Annotated in this window: 15 protein-coding genes and 1 pseudogene; 13 read left to right on the top strand and 3 right to left on the bottom strand. The window is 71.3% G+C overall.

Features of this window, described 5'->3' with window-relative positions; translation table 11 throughout:
* Positions 1-49: 49 nt before the first annotated feature.
* Genes ACFFHU_RS13205 through ACFFHU_RS13195 form a run of 3 tightly spaced genes read right to left on the bottom strand, consistent with a single transcriptional unit; the run spans position 50 to position 2497 of the window.
* Complete coding sequence (locus ACFFHU_RS13205) at positions 50-601, bottom strand: DNA cytosine methyltransferase (RefSeq protein WP_377338621.1); 552 nt, start codon at positions 599-601, stop codon at positions 50-52.
* A complete protein-coding gene (locus ACFFHU_RS13200; RefSeq protein ID WP_377338619.1) occupies positions 598-1611 on the bottom strand; it encodes a TRM11 family SAM-dependent methyltransferase in 1014 nt (337 codons plus the stop codon). Before ACFFHU_RS13200 ends, ACFFHU_RS13205 begins: the two co-directional genes overlap by 4 nt.
* Entirely contained in the window at positions 1595-2497 is a 903-nt protein-coding gene (locus ACFFHU_RS13195) for a hypothetical protein (RefSeq protein WP_377338618.1), read from the bottom strand. The genes ACFFHU_RS13200 and ACFFHU_RS13195 overlap by 17 nt, the downstream gene beginning before the upstream one ends.
* 441 nt (positions 2498-2938) lie before the next feature.
* Between ACFFHU_RS13195 and ACFFHU_RS13190 the strand changes: the two genes are divergently transcribed.
* From ACFFHU_RS13190 to ACFFHU_RS13130, 13 genes and pseudogenes are all read left to right on the top strand, one after another.
* Positions 2939-3376 (top strand): hypothetical protein, encoded by a 438-nt coding sequence (locus ACFFHU_RS13190; RefSeq protein WP_350931561.1) that lies wholly within the window; start codon positions 2939-2941, stop codon positions 3374-3376.
* Between the two features lie 505 nt (positions 3377-3881).
* A complete protein-coding gene (locus ACFFHU_RS13185) occupies positions 3882-4301 on the top strand; it encodes a GIY-YIG nuclease family protein (RefSeq protein WP_377338617.1) in 420 nt (139 codons plus the stop codon).
* A 669-nt stretch (positions 4302-4970) separates the two neighbouring features.
* A complete protein-coding gene (locus ACFFHU_RS13180; RefSeq protein ID WP_377339740.1) occupies positions 4971-5855 on the top strand; it encodes a hypothetical protein in 885 nt (294 codons plus the stop codon).
* 706 nt (positions 5856-6561) lie between these two features.
* Positions 6562-6915, top strand: coding sequence for a pilin (locus ACFFHU_RS13175; RefSeq protein ID WP_377338616.1), 354 nt, complete (start codon positions 6562-6564; stop codon positions 6913-6915).
* Positions 6916-6917: 2 nt separating this feature from the next.
* Positions 6918-7829, top strand: a complete 912-nt coding sequence (locus ACFFHU_RS13170) for a TrbL/VirB6 family protein (RefSeq protein WP_377338614.1) — start codon at positions 6918-6920, stop codon at positions 7827-7829.
* Positions 7826-8791 carry a PrgI family protein gene (locus ACFFHU_RS13165; protein ID WP_377338613.1) on the top strand — a complete coding sequence of 322 codons (966 nt, stop codon included), beginning with the start codon at positions 7826-7828 and terminating at the stop codon, positions 8789-8791. Before ACFFHU_RS13170 ends, ACFFHU_RS13165 begins: the two co-directional genes overlap by 4 nt.
* Positions 8788-10632 (top strand): VirB4 family type IV secretion system protein, encoded by a 1845-nt coding sequence (locus ACFFHU_RS13160; RefSeq protein WP_377338611.1) that lies wholly within the window; start codon positions 8788-8790, stop codon positions 10630-10632. Before ACFFHU_RS13165 ends, ACFFHU_RS13160 begins: the two co-directional genes overlap by 4 nt.
* Entirely contained in the window at positions 10629-13142 is a 2514-nt protein-coding gene (locus ACFFHU_RS13155) for a type IV secretory system conjugative DNA transfer family protein (RefSeq protein ID WP_377338609.1), read from the top strand. The genes ACFFHU_RS13160 and ACFFHU_RS13155 overlap by 4 nt, the downstream gene beginning before the upstream one ends.
* A 332-nt stretch (positions 13143-13474) precedes the next feature.
* Positions 13475-14359, top strand: a complete 885-nt coding sequence (locus ACFFHU_RS13150; protein WP_377339739.1) for a replication-relaxation family protein — start codon at positions 13475-13477, stop codon at positions 14357-14359.
* A 468-nt stretch (positions 14360-14827) separates the two neighbouring features.
* The gene (locus ACFFHU_RS13145) at positions 14828-15640 is read left to right on the top strand and encodes a hypothetical protein (RefSeq protein WP_377338607.1); all 813 of its coding nucleotides are present in this window, start codon (positions 14828-14830) and stop codon (positions 15638-15640) included.
* A 424-nt stretch (positions 15641-16064) separates the two neighbouring features.
* Positions 16065-16904, top strand: a complete 840-nt coding sequence (locus ACFFHU_RS13140; protein WP_377338606.1) for a hypothetical protein — start codon at positions 16065-16067, stop codon at positions 16902-16904.
* Entirely contained in the window at positions 16901-17218 is a 318-nt protein-coding gene (locus ACFFHU_RS13135) for a hypothetical protein (RefSeq protein ID WP_377338604.1), read from the top strand. The genes ACFFHU_RS13140 and ACFFHU_RS13135 overlap by 4 nt, the downstream gene beginning before the upstream one ends.
* Positions 17219-17474: 256 nt before the next feature.
* A pseudogene (locus tag ACFFHU_RS13130) lies at positions 17475-17762 on the top strand (FAD-dependent oxidoreductase); the annotation flags it as partial.
* Positions 17763-17875: the final 113 nt, after the last annotated feature.

The raw sequence follows: 17875 nt of genomic DNA, 5'->3' as shown, positions 1-17875 counted from the left end.
GGGCTCGACGAGGTCGGGCAGCCCGTACTGGTGGCCGGGACCCTTGCCGTCACGGGCGCATGGTGTCGGCAACGTCCGCGCCCCCTCCCATCTGGTCGGCGGGTGTGGCCAGCAGAAACAGCCGGTCGCGTCGGTGGGGTGCGCCGATGTCGGATGCGCGTAGGCATGTCCAGCTCGTGTCGTACCCGATCTGGGCCAGGTCGGCGTGGACGACGTCGAACCCGCGGCGGAGGAGCGCGGCCACGTTTTCCACGACGAGCAGCCGCGGTCGAAGGACGCGAACAGCTGCGGCGACGTGGTTCCAGAGGCTGGAGTGCGCGCCGGTGATGCCGGCGCGTTTGCCGGCGTTGGAGATGTCCTGGCAGGGGAACCCGGCGGTGAGGATGTCGACGGGTGCGACGCTGCTCCAGTCGACGGTGCGGATGTCGCCGATGTTCGGGATGTCGGGCCAGTGGTGGGCCAGGACGGTGGCGGCGTGCCGGTCGGTTTCGGCGTACCAGGCGAGCTGGCCGCCGAGCACCAGCTCGACGGCCATGTCGAGGCCGCCGTAGCCAGTACAGACCGATCCGACCCGCGGGGCGGGAGGGTGGGCAATGGTCACGCCACCTCCCCCTGGTCGGCTGTCGATGAGGACTGGGTGGGTGCGGTCACCTCACCACTTCGACTTGCGCTCTTGACGAACACGAGGACGTCCTCGTGTGCGATCAGGTGCATGGGGGTGCCGGTGGCCCGGGCCTTACGGACTGCCTGGAGTTGGAAGAACGACGGCCGCGCGACGAGCCCGCCGTCGCGGACGGCGGCGAGCAGCGCCACGCACCGGTCGACGGGGGTGAGACCGGCGCGGACGCCGGCGCCGATGACCGCGCTGGGCAGGTCGACCAGTTCGCCGTGTTTACGCCATGGTCGGGCGGTCACCACGACGACCCCACCGGGGCGCAGGAGCGTGTGGCAGCCGGCGAGGATCTGGGCGAACCCGTCGGCGAGGCCGGTGAGGTCCCGGTAGGCGAGGTTCCCGCGGTCGGTGCCGTCATTGTAGGCGTTGTCGAACTTGGCGACCCCGTCGGCGCCGGGCCGCACGAGGCCATGAACGGTCGGCCCGTACGGCGGCGACGTCACCACCAATGCGACCTGCCCGGCCAAGGCGGCCGGTACGAGCGACAGAATGCTGGTGGCATCGCCGCGGATCACCCCGGCCCGGCCGGTCACGCCCTGGGAGTGGGCGTGCTTGATGTTGGCGTCGGCGATGTCGGACCAGCGCGATTCGTACTCCACCCCGATCGCGTCGCGGCCGGCGTGGATCGCCTCGACCAGGGTCGTGCCGATCCCACACATCGGGTCCAGCACCAGGTCCCCGGGCTTGGTGTAGGCGTGGACGGCGTGCGCGGCGATCGCGGGCAGCATCCGCGCCGGGTGCTGCACCGACTCGCGCACATACCGGCCGCGGCGCTGGACCGGACCGGTTGACTGCGCGGTCGCCCACACCGACAGGCCCTCCGGGCCGGGAGCAGCCCGATGACGCCCTCCCGAGCCGGTGCTCGTGGCGGCCATCGTCGTGGTCTGATCGCGGGGCGGTTCGGGGGTGTGTGCGCGGTGCTTAGCCACGGCGACCACCGCCCTCACGTCCGTTCCGGCGCTGGGTCTGGCTGAACACCATCAGGTCCGCGTGGACCCGTCGGTGCGCCACCCGCCACCGATCGCCCATGGCGGTGGTGAGGGTGAGCAGTTCCTCGTCAGTGACGTGGTAGACGAACGCGTCCCCGTCGGTGTCGGCGGTGACCGCGACGAGGTGCTGCAGGTAGCCCAGTCCCACACCGGCCGCGGCCTGCACCACGCTGGAGAAGTCCTCCGGGCCGGCGGTGGCGCCGGACGGGACGGTGACGACGAGGATCAGGCAGCCGCCCGGCTGCAGCAGCTGGGCGCAGGCGGTCAACAGCCACGCCAGCCGCACCCGGTTGGTAGCGGCATGGGGGTCGAGGGGCCAGCAGGCGGCCACGAGACTGGTCGCCTGCTGCAGGGAGCCGCCGGGTGGCAGGTCGGCGACCGGGTCGGCCGGGGAGTGGAGGTCAGGGTCGGTGAGGTCGTCACCGAACCAGGCCCCCATGTCCGGCAGGTCCTCGTCCTCGTTCGCGTCGCCGGTGGTGCCGGCGGGGGGGACGGGAGTGGCGGGGCCGATGATCAGGCTGGACGCGTCGGTGAACCACGCCGGGTGGTGCCGGCGGGCCCCGGCCGCGCAAGCGGGGGTGAGGGCGTGGTCGGGGGTGAGGTCGACGACGACCTCACCGGGGCGGCTGTAGGCGGCGATGAGCCGGCCGGCGAGGCGGGTGCCGATGCTGCGGCCGGCGTCGCCCGGGGTGCGGGCGGTGCGCCAGACGGTGAGCGGTACCGGCGGGTCGCCGACAACCAGGTCGGTCGGGGTGGGGTCGACCCCGACCAGGGGGCCGGTGTCGACGGTGGGATCGTGCTGCGGGGTGTGGTACTGCGGCGTGTGCTCGCTCATGTGGTGTCGGCTCCGCGCCGCGCAGTGGTGCGCTGACACCCTCAAACCGGTGTTTGTCAGCTCTGGCGAACACCTGCCGCTCTCACGGTGATCTCACAAATGTCTGACAGCGGGTGCGTGTCCGCGTGGCTCGTCGTAGCCATCCGGGATGCCCTCGCAGACTGTCTTTCGCGATTGGCCTGCATGTTCTCCGTTTGGGCTCGAGCCGCTGGGTTCGTCAATCAGCCGGCCCACTACGGGTCAACTTCTCGATCCCCCGGTGGCAAATAAGCCGTTGCTTTAAAGACCGGCATATGGTTCTATGGTCTTTGTACCAAGCAAGCGTCGGCCCCTAGGAGGTCTAAGTTGTTACGAATCAAGCTGAGTCAGCGCACCTATGTGGGGGACGAGCAGGGCTCGCACCCGTTCCTGCCCCGTCAGCACGCTGGATGGGATCCGACCATGTCGGAGAAGGAGGTCTACGACGCCGCCCGCGGTTGGTGGCGGCTCAATCAGCGCGCCGAACAGGAGCGCTACGCCGTCGTCGTAGCCGGCGGGCAGAGCGTGATGGCCATCCGGATCGCAGAGTGGCGGCAGGAGGGTGACCGGCGCGCGTTCGCTGGCGACATCCTTCAGTCCGGCGACCCCGTGCATGACAAGTTCGTGGGCAAGCCGGACCCGGCGGAGTCCACCAGCCGGTTCCCGGTGCTGTATCTGGCCGACCCGGTTGACATGGCCACCTGCCGCTGCGGTTGTGGCTCGACCGTCGCCCGCGGCGAGTGGGTGCAGGGCCACGACCAGCGGGCGATCCATGACCGCATCCGCGCCGACTTCGGCGGGTCGGTTAGTAAGTTCATTGACTGGTATGACGCCAACGGCCCTTTCGCCGCTGACGAGTGACCATTCGGGGCCCGGTCGCAGCGTGCCGGGCCCGTCCCTTCGTTCCGGAAGTCGGAGTAACTCCTGTGTCCCGTCTCAGCGACGGTGTCCCACGATAGTGACGCTGAGCTGGGCCCGAGCAACTTGGATGAGGCGGGAAGGTCGCGGCCGTCGCATCCAAGTTGCCGTTGTCGGGGCAGCTCGGCGCCTGAGACCTTTCGCTTGATGTCAGCCGTTCGGTTGTCAACTCGGTGTCCCGAGCACTGCTCATCTCAAGCAGGCTCGAGCGCGATGAGGGCGATGGCCTGCCGTTCTGGTGGCGGCGTAGGCGGAATCGTCCGCCGTGGTGGTGTCTAACGTGGCGAGCGTGGAGTAGAACCTTGGTCATGACCAATGCCGCTCCGATGGCAGTCCCTCCGCCAAGTGCACCGGTACTCGGCCTTGAGGCCTTCGGGATTCCTCGGGTCTTCAAACCCCGTTGCGACGTCGCTCCGGTCGGCACCCGCACCTGGCGGGCAGAGCCGTGATGAGCAGGAAGGCCGCAAGCAGGAGGATTGAGCAGCTGCTCCGCGATCACCGCGGTACCCCCAAGGAGATCCTGACCGACCCTGACTATCCGCCCCACGACCCCCATAACATCCCTGGGGTCTATTTCATCGTTGAGTATCGCGACAGGCTCAACGGCGGGAACTCCGACCGGGTCAAGATCGGTCAAGGCAATGACCCTCGTCTCAGACTCGCTAACCTCCAGACTGGCAACTCGGCCAGACTGCACTTGGCCCACGTCATTTACGAGCCCGACCGGAATCGGCGCCATGCCGCTGAAACCGACCTGCAGCACCGCTTCCGTCACCTTCGCGTCGGCATAGGCCGCGAGTGGTTCCTGTGGGCTGACGAGCTGAGCGACTTCGTCAGCACCTCGTGTAGAGAGCAATGCTGGAAGTGAAGTTGTGGCAGGCCGGCTCCTGGCAGGCTCAGGTGCCCGCGATCAACTGAGTTCTGTCAGACACCCAGGGTCACGACTACCTCGACCTGACTGCGGCATGCACCTATGACAGGGGATGCTGACCGACATTGTCAGACCGCTGTCTGGCTTTTCGGACGGCAGCGGTGTCACCGAGGACACGGGCTCCGGGTTTGTCAATCGGACAGCGGCTTGTCAGATCGTCTCGGCCTGCCGGGCGGACGCTGTCAGCCGACGCGGCGGCGCCTGGTTGACACCGACAGTCGGCGGGGGCGTCCAGCCGGTCGAGGTCTGAACACCGTTGCGTCGTGAGGCGCTGTCAGGCGCTGTGAGACCGGCCGGGACACGCGTTGTCAGGCCCTCGCGGCGGTGCCGCATCCTCACCGGCCGGCCGCCGCGGATCGTGTCCGCCGTCTCTGGTCGTGTCAGCGCGCAGGTCAACGTGGCTTTGTCAGAACGATGACGCACGTCGACGTCGATCGTCAACGAGCGGTGGCCGGGGCTGCTGACGGCGTCGACCTGATGTCCACGCCTGCCAGCCTGCGCTGTCAGTGGCCGGTGAGACCCCGGTGGCGCAATGGCGGTCAGGCGCGCCGGCCGTACGCCTCCGGCCCGTCATCGATATTCGCCTCTGACATGGGAGTTCGTGACATGACCGCGTCAGCCACCGACTGGCCCGACTCGCCTTTGGACGCCGTGGACACCGCGTTCGCTGGCCTGACCTGCGACCCCAATCCGTTGTCACTGGACCTTGACCCGCTGGCCGACCAACTCGGCGATGACAGCGGTCTGCCCGGTGGCGTCATCGCGCTGCCGGCGTTGCGGCAGTGGCTGCTGGAGCATCCCCGCGCCTACACAACCCGTGACGTCGTGTGGCGGGAACTGGTCCGCCGCGCCCGCCTCGACGGACCCGCCTGGGTCATCGCCGCGGTCGCCCTGGCGATGCCGGCGCTGCGCCGCTACGCCGGCCGGCTGCACACCGGCTGGGCCGGCGACGCCCACGACCTGGACGCCGAGATCCTCACCGGTTTCCTGGGCGCCCTGCGTGACAGGGTTGACCTGGCCAAGCCGGCGCCGTACGCGGCGCTGTGCATGGCCGCGTGGCGGGCCGGCCACGAGCTGCGGCAGCGTGACGGCGCCGAGGCTGTGCCGGTGGACGATCTCGAACACGTCACCGGCCCTCGCACCCCGAAGCGTCCCTACGGTCATCCGGACCTCCTCGTCCGCCGCGCGGTCGAGTTGGGCATCGTCGACGAGTGCGACGAGCAGCCCTACATCGACGTGCGGCTGGGCCGGCGGGCCATCGAACCCATCGCCGCCCGCCTCGGCTTGGAGGTCGACACGCTGCGGCGGCGCGTTGAGCGCATCGACGTCCGCATCGCTGACGCGCTCGCCGCCGGGATGCTGACCGAGGCGATCTCACCCCGGGCGCGGGAAGACCTCGCCGCCGCGGCCGAGCGACGGCAGCACATCCGCGCCGCCCGCGGCGCCGCCCGACGGGCTGCGGCGCAGGTGACGCTGGCAGCCGCCGCCTGACCGCCGACCACCCCGCAGGCTCTCCGGGCGCGGGCCCGACCATCTGGTCGGGCCCGCGCCCGCGTCCGGCGAACCCCCGCCACGTTCCAACGCTGTGACCGGCCCCGCCCCGGTAGGGGAGAACCGCCGTGGCCGCTGCCAAGCGGGCCTAACGGATCTCTCACGGATCTGACAGTGGTGCTGACGGGGTGTTGATCCGGCGGCTGTGAGATTCCGGCGCCGGCGCCGACGGCGAAGTCCGCCACCAGCGGCGTGATCGTCGAGAAGGCGATGACCAGGGCTGTCAGAGGTTTGTGAGGTCGTGTCGGAGGGCTGTGGGATCGGCAGGTGTTCGCCACGGCTCACAAACGCCGGTTTGAGGGTGCGGAACTCCTCCGGCGCCACCACGGCGTCACGCGGGGGTTGATTCCGCTCGCCGCCGGGCCGCCGAGGCCTGGTCGGTACGGGACCGGGTGCCTCGGGTGCCGCGCCACGTTGATGCGCTGACACCTCATCGATCATCGCCAACCCGAACGGGAGGACGAGCTCCTCCCGAGGTTCACCACGGTCCCGTCCGACGGGTGTCTCCCCGAGCCCGGCGGCGGTTCTCCGCCCACCGTTTCGACTAATCGCCCCGGCGCGAGCCGGGGCGGGAGGTGCAGCCATCATGATCCGCCCGCTGAGGGCACGTTCCCGCGTCCTGACCACCGCCCTGTCCCACGCACCGATGACGACCCGCACGCTTCGCCGCGTCGCCCACATCGCCGCGCCCGCCGCGGCATCCGTGGTGATGCTGGCCGTACCGGCCGCCGCCTACGCCGACCCCGGCGGCCCGGTCGTCCTGGCCGCCAACGACCTGCCCACCGTCATCGCGAACCTGCAGAACTGGGTGATGGGCATCCTGGCCGCGGTCGCCACCCTGTTCCTGGTCCTGGCCGGGGTGTACTGGGCCACCGCCGGCGGTGACCCGGCACAGGTCGACAAGGCCAAGGGCGCGTTGAAGAACGCCCTGATCGGCTACGGGCTGGCCGTGCTGGCGCCGGTCCTGCTGCAGGTCGTCCGGGGAATCGTCGGAGGCTGACGATGACCTGGGCGCTTGATCAGATCCTCGACTGGTTCGCCGGCCTGCTGCTGGACTGCCTGAACGGGCTCATCACGGCGATCACCCACGCGTTGCTGATCACCCCGAATGTCACCGCCCTGCCGCAGGTGCAGGCCCTGACGGGGCGGTCGATCTGGGTCGTCGACACCGTTTTCGTCCTGGCGTTCGTCGCCGTCGGTGTCCTCAGCATGGTCGCCGGCGGCGACGAACGCGCCCGCTACACCGCCAAGGACCTCCTGCCGCGGTGCGTGGTCGGGTTCGTCACCGCCCACTTCTCCCAACTTATCGCCGGCACGCTCATCGAGTTCGCCAACGCGTTCACCGCCGCCCTGACCGCGCAGGACTTCAACGGTGACGGCACGTTGAACGCCGCCAAGACCCACCTGATCGCCGCCCGGGGCCAAACCGCCGGTCTGCTGTTCATCGTCTGCCTGGCGATCATCGTGTTCCTGCTCGCCGCCGCCTTCTGCAGTGTGATCGTCCGGTTCGCGGCAGCGCTGATCCTCACCGCGGTCGCGCCGATCGCCCTGGCCTGCCACGCCCTGCCGCAGACCGACGGCGTGGCCCGCATGTGGTGGCGCTCCTACATCGCCATGCTGGCCATCCCCGTGGCACAGGCGTTCGTCCTGTTCGCCGGACAGTGGATGCTGCTGGACACCAGCACCATGCTGCCGGTCCTCGGCCTGCCCATCGACCCGGGCGGCACGATCAACCTGTTCGTGGTGATGGTCCTGCTGTGGACCACCGTCAAGGTACCCGGCATGATGCGCCGCTTCGCCACCAGCGGCGGCGGACGGGGCGGCAACCCGCTCGGCGCGATCGTGCGGGTCGTCGTGGTGCAACAACTCACCCGCGGCCTGCGCATCCCCGGCCTTCGGGCGGTGCGCCGATGAGCCGCGATTACCGCGACGAACAACCGGTCACCGCCCGGATGCCCGCCGACGTGGACGCCCCGGACAAGGTGCTCTACGGGCTGACGTTCCGGCAACTGGCGATCCTCGCCGTCGCCGCCGCCGTCTTCTACGGCGCCTGGAAGTCCCTGCACGCGATCGTTCCCGCGCCGGTGCTGCTCGGCGCCGCCGTCGTTCTCGGCGGCCTGGTGTTCGGTCTCGCGGTCGGTCGCCGCGACGGACTGCCCATGGACATGTGGCTGGCCTCCGCGGTCCGCCACTCCCGGGCGCCACGCGCGCTGTCCACCACCGACACCACCGCGAACACACCCGACTGGGTGCAGGCGCCGGCGTCTAAGGTGATGCTGCCGGCGCCGTTGAAGTTGCCCGCCGACGCCATCGACGAGCACGGGGAGATCAGCCTCGGCGGTGTGAAGGCGGCGATGGTCGCGGCGACCAGCGTCAACCTTGCTCTGCGCACCGCCGATGAGCAGGCCGCCCTGGTCGATACCTTCGGCCGCTGGTTGAACTCGCTGTCGACGCCGACGCAGATCGTGGTGTCGGCGCAGCCGGTCGATCTGCATTCCGCCGCCCGCACCCTCGCCCAGGCGGCGGACGTGATGCCGCACCCGGCCCTCGCGGACGCGGCGGCCGACCACGCCCGGTTCCTCAACGACCTCGCGCAGCGGCGGGACCCGCTACGCCGGCAGGTCCTCATCGTCACCCGCACCACCGCAGGTGAACGCGGGGAGCACGCCGCCCGGCGCCGCGCCGACCAGACCGTCCGGTCGCTGTCCGGGCTGGGCGTCACCACCCGCGCCCTGGACGGCCACGCCACGACCGCGGCCCTGGCCGCCGCGGCCGACCCCTACCGGCCGCCCCGCCCCGGCGGCCTCGCCGCACCCGACACCACCATCACCGGACCTCCGGTCAGGAGGCCGACACCCCGAAGGACATCATCATGACGATCCGCCTGCGTCGCCCGACAACCCGCACGCGCCCGGACGCCGCGGCGCTGCCCCCCGCCGGAGGCGTCGCGGCGACGGTGGCACCGGCCTCGGTGGAGGTGACGCCCCGGTGGCTGCGGGTCGGCGACGGCTACGCCGCCACCCTGGTGGTCACCGGCTACCCGGCCGAGGTCGGGCCGGCGTGGCTGGAGCCGCTGCTGTCCTGGCCTGGCCGCCTCGACCTCGCCCTGCACATCGACCCGATCCCGGCGCCGGTGGCGGCGTCGCGTCTGCGCAACCAGCGGGCCCGGTTCGAATCCAGCCGGCGGGCCGACGAGCAGAAGGGCAAGCTGTCCGACCCGTACGTGGAGGCCGCCGCCGACGATGCCGCCAACCTCGCCGAACGCCTCGCCCGCGGGGCGGCGAAACTGTTCCGCGTCGGCCTGTACCTGACCGTGCACGCCCGCACCGAGGCTGAACTCCTCGACGCGTGCGCGCAGGTGAAGGCCGCCGCCGCGTCCACCCTGATCGAGGTGCAGCCCGCGACATGGCGGCAGCTGCCCGGCTGGACCACCACCCTCCCCCTCGCGACCGACAGCCTGCAGATGCGCCGCACCATGGACACCCAGGCCCTGGCCGCCGCGTTCCCGCTCGCCAGCGCGGACCTGCCGGCGCCGCTGCCCGGTGACCCGGCCACCAGCGGCGGGTTGCTGTACGGGGTCAACCCGGACTCGCAGGGCATCGTCTGGTGGGACCGGTGGGCGCAGGAGAACCACAACAGCGTGGTCCTGGCTCGCTCCGGCGCCGGAAAGTCCTACTTCGTCAAACTCGACGTGCTCCGCAACCTGTACCAGGGAGTCCAGGTCGCCGTCGTCGACCCCGAGGACGAATACCTCCGCCTCGCGGACGCGGTCGGCGGCACCATCGTGCGACTCGGCGCCCCCGGAGTGAAGATCAACCCCCTCGACCTGCCGGCCGCAGACACCCGCCCGGACGTGCTCACCCGTCGCGGCCTGTTCCTGCACACCCTCATCTCGGTTCTGCTGGGACAGCTGCCGCCGCCGGCCGAACGCGCCGCGCTGGACCGGGCGATCCTGGCCGTGTACCGGGAGGCGGGGATCACCGCCGATCCGGCCACTCATCACCGGCCGGCGCCGCTGCTGAAGGATCTGGCCGCGACGCTTCGGGCGGACGACAACCCGGCCGCCCACGAGTTGGCCGCCCGGCTGGCGCCGTGGGTGGCCGGCTCGTTCTCCGACCTGTTCGACTCCCCCACCACGACCCGCCCGGACGGGCACCTCGTCGTCTGGAGCCTGCGGCACCTGCCGGACGAACTGCGGACCGTCGGCACCCTGCTCGCCCTGGACGAGATCTGGCGGCAGATCGACCTCCCACCCCAATACCGGCGGCCGTCCCGCGAAGGATCCCGCCCGGAGGGCCGGCGGCTGGTGGTGGTGGATGAGGCGTGGCTGCTGATGCGCGACGGTGAGGGCGCCCGGTTCCTGTTCAAGATGTCGAAGGCTGGCCGGAAACGCAACGCCGGCCTCTCGGTCATCACCCAGGACGTCGCCGACGTGCTCGGCACCGACCTCGGCCACGCTGTCGTATCGAACGCGGCCACGCAGGTGTTGCTCAAGCAGGCCCCGCAGGCCATCGACCAGGTGGCCGACGCGTTCGGCCTCACCGCCGGAGAACGGCGGATGCTGCTGTCCGCCCGGGTCGGGCACGGCCTGCTGATAGCCGGCACCAACCGGACCGCGTTCGAGTCGATCTCCTCCCAGGCCGAACACCTTCTCGCGACCACGAAGCCGTCCGACCTCGCCGACCTCGACCCTGACAATGGGGAGGAGGAGCTGTGACACCCCTGCATGCCCTCTCGCCGACGCCGGCGCCCAGCCCGTCCGGGCCGGGCGCCGGTCTCATCTCCCCGCCGGGCACGCCCACGCGCTGGGTCCTGCACGCCGCGCACTGGGCGGCCGACCGGCCGTGGCTCCTGGCAGTCGCCGCCGCCCTGCTGGTGGCCTACGTCGCCGGGCGGAACCTGATCGACGGGTGGCGGCACCGCCGCCACACCGACAGCGCCCGCCTCGTCACGGTCGCCCCACCGCCGGAGGTCGACCCGCACAGCGCCACCGCGCTGTGGGCGAACCTGCACGGCACCCTCACCCCGTCCCGGCGACGCCGGCTGCTGTACGGCAGCCCGCACGTGGCGTGGCAGTACACCTGGACCGGCCGACAGCTACTGATCTCGCTCTGGGTGCCCGGCACGGTGCCGGCTGGGGCGGTCGAGGCCGCCGTGCGGGCCGCGTGGCCCGGCGCCGCCTGCACCACCGACGACCAGGCCCCACCGCCGATCCCGCTGGACGTGCCCGCCGCCGTCGGCGGGCACCTGCTGCCAACGGCCGCGGAGTGGCTGCCGTTCGAAACCGACCACGACAACGACCCGCTGCGAGCACTCATGGCGGCCGGGTCGCAACTCAAGCCGGACGAGTACGCCTGTGTGCAGGTCCTCGCCCGACCGGCCACCCCCCGCCGGGCGGCAAAGGCCCGCCGCGCCGCCGGCCGGCTGCGCGACGGTAAGACCGCGGTACCGGCCATCAACCCCGCCGCGCCACTGCTGTGGGTCCTTGACGGGTTCCTGCCCAGCCGCACCACAACCACCCGTACCGGTGGCCAGCCGGCCGGCCGCCGGGACCCCGGCGTGGAGCGCGACGTGCGGGCGATCCTCGACAAGACCGCCCATCCCCTGTGGACCATCGGCCTCCGCTACTCGGTCGCCAAGAACACACGCCGCGCCGGCAGCGACCCCTACCCGAGGTTGCGAGGTGTCGCGGACGCGGTGGCCTCGTCATTCGCCGTGTACGCCGGCCGCAACCGGCTCGCCCACCGGGCGCGGATGGCGCAGCCGGTGGCCGTGCTGGCGACACGGCGGCTCGGAGCGGGGTTCCTGGCCTCCACCCCCGAGCTGGCCGTGCTCGCCGGTCTGCCGCGGGATCTGGCCGTACCGGGGCTGGATCGAGCGCGGGCGAAGTCCATGCCCGCCCCGGTGGCGGTGCCGACCGGCGGCCGAGGGATGAAGGTCCTCGGTGACGCCGAAGTGGGTGGGCACGCGGTGGCCCTGTCCGTGCCGGACGCGAGGTATCACCTGCATGTGGTCGGATCGACGGGCTCCGGGAAGACGACCCTGCTGGTCAACATGGCCGTCGAGGACATCACCGCCGGGCGGGGCACCGTGGTCATCGACCCGCACGGCGACATGGTCCTGGACATCCTCGACCGGCTCCCCGCCCGCGTCGCCGGGCGGGTGGTGCTGTTCGACCCTGACCAGCCCAACCCGCCCACCCTCAACCCGCTGTCCGGCGACGACCCGGACCTGGTCGTCGACAACCTCGTCAGCATCTTCGGGAACATCTTCGCCAAGGCGTGGGGGCCGCGGATGGACGACGTCATGCGGGTGGCCTGCCTGACCCTGCTGCGGCACGCCAACGTCACCCTCCAACACATTCCACCCTTGCTCAACTCGGCGCAGTTCCGGTCGGCGATGACCGTCGGCCTCGACGACCCGGCCGGCCTGTCCGGGTTCTGGCAGTGGTACGACGATCTCAACCCGGCCCTGCGCTCTCAGGTCATCGGCCCCGTCCTCGCACGGCTGCGGGCGTTCCTACTGCGCGACTTCGTCAAGCGCACCATGCGCTACCCGAAGTCGAGTTTCGACATGGGCAAGGTCCTCGACGGCGGCGCCCTCCTCGTCAGAATTCCGAAGGGCCAGCTGGGCGAGGACACCAGCAAACTGCTCGGCTCCCTGGTCCTGGCACAGGTGTGGCAGGCCGCGACCGCCCGCGCCGCCGTGCCGGCCGACAGACGCCTCGACGCCACGTTGATCATCGACGAGGCGCAGAACTTCCTGACCCTCGCCAACAGCCTCGACTCGATGTTGGCGGAGGCGCGGAAGTACCGGCTGTCGATGGTTCTCGCCCACCAGGACCTGGCCCAGTTCCCGAAGGACCTCCTGGCGGCGGCGTCGGCGAATGCCCGCAACAAGCTGTACTTCTCCGTCGCCCCGGAGGACGCGCGCGTCCTCGCTCGGCACACCCTGCCCGAGCTCGACGAGCACGACCTGGCCCATCTGGACGCCTACACCGCCGCCGGCCGCCTCGTCGTCGACGGGCGGCAGACACCGGCGTTCACCCTCAAGACCCGGCCACCGAAGCCGGTCGTGGGCGAGGCGACGGTGATCCGGCAGGCCGCCGCGGAGGCGGTGCCGGCGCAGGACACCAGCGCGATCGACGACCTCGTCGACCGGTTCTCGGCCCGCCCCGACGACAACCGCCGCCCCCGGGGCAAGAGCGGCCCGAAGGCGAACGCCTGAACGCCGCAGGGCGGTTGAAGCGGGATTGACAGACTGGGTCGGCCTGGTGGGCCGCGTCCCGGGCGCCCCTTCCGTGAGGGCTTCACCAGCCCTTCACCACCGATCACCACACCGCACGGACAGATCCGGGCTTCCCGGGTCTGTCAGTGCCGCTCACCGGCGGTCACCAGCCTCCGGTGGCGACCCCACCGAACTCAGACACCCTCCCCTCGGAGGGGCCTCCTCCGCCTGGAGCATCCACCGTGCCCACCGACAACTCCGTCTCCCGCTCGTCCACCACCTCCTCCTCCGGCTCGCCGTCAGGCTCCCGCTCGTCGTCTCGTCTTGATCGCCTGGACCGGCTTCGTCGGCTCACCACCCGTGATCATCAACTGCTGCGGTGGCTCGCCGAGCACTACGTGCTGTCCACCGACCAGGTCACGGCGGCGCTGTTCCCGTCGCGTCGCTCTGCCCGGCTCCGCCTCGCCCAGTTGCACCGGTTGGAGGCGGTCAGCCGGTTCGTGGACGTCACCACCGGCAGCGGCCAGCACCTCTACACCCTCGGCCCGCTCGGTGCCGTGGTCCACCCCACGCAGTTCAACGACCCGAACAACGCTGACGCCCGAGCGCCGCGGACCAGCATCGAACGGACTGAACGCATCATTGGTAGCCGCCGCTTGGCTCACCTGCTCGGCACCAACCAGCTGTTCATCGACCTCATCGGCTACGCCCGCACCGACGGGAACGCCCGGCTGGCGCGGTGGTGGTCCGAACAGCACACCACTGCCGCGTTCGCCGCCGCCTCCTATGCCGCCGGCAGCGGAACCGGTGTCCAGCCTGACGGGCACGGCATCTGGCACGCCGGCGGCCGCACCGTCGGGTTCTTCCTCGAACACGACAACGGCACCGAACCCCTCGCCACCGTGCTGCGGAAGCTGCGCGCGTACGAGCATCTCGCCCGCTACGGGCCGCGGTACCCGGTGCTGCTGCGCGTGCCGGGCCGCCGCCGAGAGCTGCACCTTCTCGACGCCCTCGCCGGAGTGCCCACCGCCATGCCGGTCGCCACCGGCATCCACGGCGAGCACCCCGCCGGACCCGCCTGGTCCCTCACCACCGACCCGGGCCTGCGCCGCTGGCTGCATGAACTGCCCTCCGACCACGGCCCGGACAACCCGGCCACCAACCCCCAACGCTTCCCCGACACGGACCCCAGCGGCCCCGCCGACCCGGAGCCCTGACATCCGCGGCCGGAACACGGGAGGCGTGCTGTCCACCGGTTATGGGCGGCTGTGAGACCAACGGCCCTCACAGCCTCGCCGTCCTACGCCCGCGGAATCGAGCGGTCGTCTGACAGCGCAGGTCAACCGCACTGCTGACGATCTGGACGGCGGCCGGAGCTGACAGATCCGGCCGCTACCTTCATCGGCACCACCTTCACCCAGATATCGCTCCACCCGGTCCGGTCCCACCTCGGGAACCACCGCCGCACCCCACGGTGCGCCCCGCCCACCCGCCTTCACGGCCGGTCGGCGCCCGCGCCGCGCGGCGACCCCCAGGTCGCACCGCACCACCAGCACCAGCCCGCTCCACCAGCAGCCTCTGCTGCAGCCATCCCTGTTCGTCGCGTGCGTCGACCCATGTACCCGGTGGGCCGACCGCTTCCGCGCGCCCAACAGCGCGCCCCAACCCCGAAGGAGGAACCCCTCATGACCGCAACCAACGGTGCCGCGACTCCGCTGAGCCGCTACGGCACCCGCGTGCCGACGGTGACGCCCCGCCCGGGCCGCAAGCCCGCCCCCGCGGCCACCACCGTCAGCACCACGGCGCCCACCAGCCTGGTGGTCACGCCGACCGCGACGATCAACACCATGATCGTCTGCCTGCCCGACGGCCTGCCGTCGCAAGCCCTGACCGCCACTCAGCTCGACCGGCACTTCGGCGTGTCCGGCACCCTGCAGCCCCGTTTCTGGGCCATCCCGAACATGTGGCTGTGGCAGCGGCGCGATCTGCTCGCACCGCGCAAGGGACGTCCGGTGTACTGCGCCGGCGGACCGGTCAAGCTGCTCGACCTGGACGCCATGCGTCACGCCGCCGGCGTCGGCGCCGGCATCCGGTACGAGGTGTGGCAGCGGGTCGTGCACGGCACCCGGCCGGCCACCCCGTGGCCGACCCTGCTGGCCCGCCACCTGGCGGACCCCGCCCGCTACCCGCGCGAGCGGGCGGAGGCGGACTTCCACAACCAGGCCCGCGTCAACGCGATGCGGATGCACAACGCGGCCAGCTACGGCGCCGCCCACCTCAGCCCTGGTGAGCTGGAGATGTTTCAGGCAGGCGGACTCGCCTACCAGCACTACAGCGCCACCACCGCCGTGTGCGGAGACGCCCTGCTCACCCCGGACGGGCACAAACTCGCACCCGCGAGCGACGCCCTCACCCACCGGGTGACCTACCTCGAGCAGGCCATGCGGTACCTCGACACCATCGAGGCCGATCAGCGGCTGCTCGCCGTCTCCCTGTAAAGCACCACCGGATCCGGAACCGGTCGGGCACCGCCACCCATCCCCTTCTTCCCTGGGGATCGACGGCGGCCCGACCGGCTCCACCCCATTCCACCCGCGCCGCGCCGGCCACCACCAGCAGACGCGAGTTCCGCAGCGGCGTCCCTGAGCGTCCCGGCGGCCCTGCGACGCGCACACCCGCCGCGACGAGTGCGGCCACGGCCCCCACACCACGTTGGCCCCAACCTGAACCACGCCCGCCTGGGACTACCGCCGACCCGCTCCTGCGGGCCATCCCGCCGTACCCACGGGCCGAAGCAGCGTGGCGTGGACCCACTACCGGCCCCTCGCGGCACCGCCCGGCGCCCCGGGCTGGGGCGCCCCGCGAGCCCGGCCGGCGAACGGCCGACTTTTCCCTCTTCCCCTACCAGGAGGTTTCTTCGCCATGTCCGACCGACTGTGGTTCCGCGTCGAGGACGCCCTGCCCCTCGCCGAACACGCCGCCGCCACCCGCGTGCATTTGAAGACCGGGCAGCAGTACCGGGCCAGCGCCCCGGACCATGCCGCGCTCATCTGGTCCCACGACGCCGACGGTGACTGGTTGTCCTCCAACGGGATCCCCCGCTGGTACGACGCCGACGGCGCCGACCACCGCGTCCCCGCCGAAACCTGGACCCACACCGCCACCGGCGCCATCGGCAACCCGGTCCCCGCCGACGACGGGCACGGATTCCTGCCCCTGTACACGGAACACCTCGACGGCCGGCGGGACCTGCTCGACCTGCTCCGCTACGCCCGCCACCACGGGATGAACTGGTTCGGTCTGCATCCGGACCGGGCGAGCGAGGCCACCAACGGCCGCTACCGCATCTCTCGCTACCGCGGCGACATCAGCCCGCCGCTTGCCACCTGGACCCCGGCGAGCGTGACCTGCGACGTGGTCGGCGGCGGCGCCTACCGCGCCATGGTCGCCACCGGCTACACCACTCTCTCCCGCGCCGGGGTGTTGTGCCGTTTTCCCTTGTTCTCGGTTCAGCGCATGGCCGCTCACCTCGACGCCCTCTATCCCGGTGATATGCCGGGCGAGCATCCCCGGCTGCGGTTCGACGGTGACGAGGCCGTCGTGGAGTGGGAGGAGGACGACGGCCTGGACAGTCGCTGGTTCGAGGACGACCGGGTCGTCCCGGACGCCAACCGCTGCTACGTCATCGGCGCCTACCAGTGGCCCTGGACCCTCGTCACGGCGACCGCTCCCACCACCAGCGGTGAGGACGGTTCACGGTGATCGTCGACGAGGTGTTCCACCAAGGCGACCACGGCAGCTACGAGCTGACCCGGGTGCACCACACCGACGGGTACGTCCTGCGGGTGCGGGTCTACCGGGACAGCTACGCCAAGCAGAGCACGGCGGTCGCTGAGGTTCTCACCCCGCTGTTCACCTGGACGATCCTCGCCAGCAGCCCCGGTCACGGCTGGCACCGCACCACCCCGAGCACCGCGCCGGACGCGACGCCGTTGATCCCGGTGGCCGACGAGGTGCTGCAGCGGGCGCGGCGGATCCTTCCCGTGCCGCCGCCGTTCACCCCGCTCGGCCGGTAACCCCGCCAAGGCCGCACCTTCCGCGTTGCCCCGCCGCCCGGTCGCCCTCGCGTACCAGCCGGCGCAGCCCGGCGCCGTGTCCTCGCAAACGTCCATCCGCCCGCCGCGCCACGGCGGCTGAACTGCGCGTCCCCGGCCGCCGCCGTTGACGCGCTTTCTCACTGGCACGACCTGGCCGATGCCCGGCCACCCGCGCACTCGCGCAGACCCGGGCACGGCCGTGCCCGGGTTCCCACCCCTTCAGAAGGGAACCCTCATGACATCCACCAGCAGGCCCCGCATCGCCGTCGTCGGCGGCAGTATCACCGGCCCGCTCACCGCGCTGCTGTTGCTGCACGCCGGATTTGACGACGTCACCGTCTTTGAGGCGGCGCCGGCGTCCGCGCCTCTGGGCGGTGGCCTCATTGGCCTGGAACACCCGGCCCTCGACGTGCTCGACCGCCTCGACATCGGCCAGCACGAGTTCGTCGCCCACGACTCCGAGGCCATCGTCCAGATGACCATCCGCGACTGCCACCCCGAAGAGACCATCCGTTGCTCCTATGTCAAGCCGCTGCCGGAAGCAAGTCCGGCAGGGCTGGTTGTTGATCTTTAAGTAGGTTGAAGACGATGCGGGCGAGTCGGCGTTTGAGCGCTCTGAGGGCTTCCATGGTGGTG

Source organism: Plantactinospora siamensis, from assembly GCF_042434095.1.
In the GTDB taxonomy this organism is placed as follows: Bacteria; Actinomycetota; Actinomycetes; order Mycobacteriales; family Micromonosporaceae; genus KBS50.
This window is presented reverse-complemented; position numbering and strand designations above follow the sequence as displayed.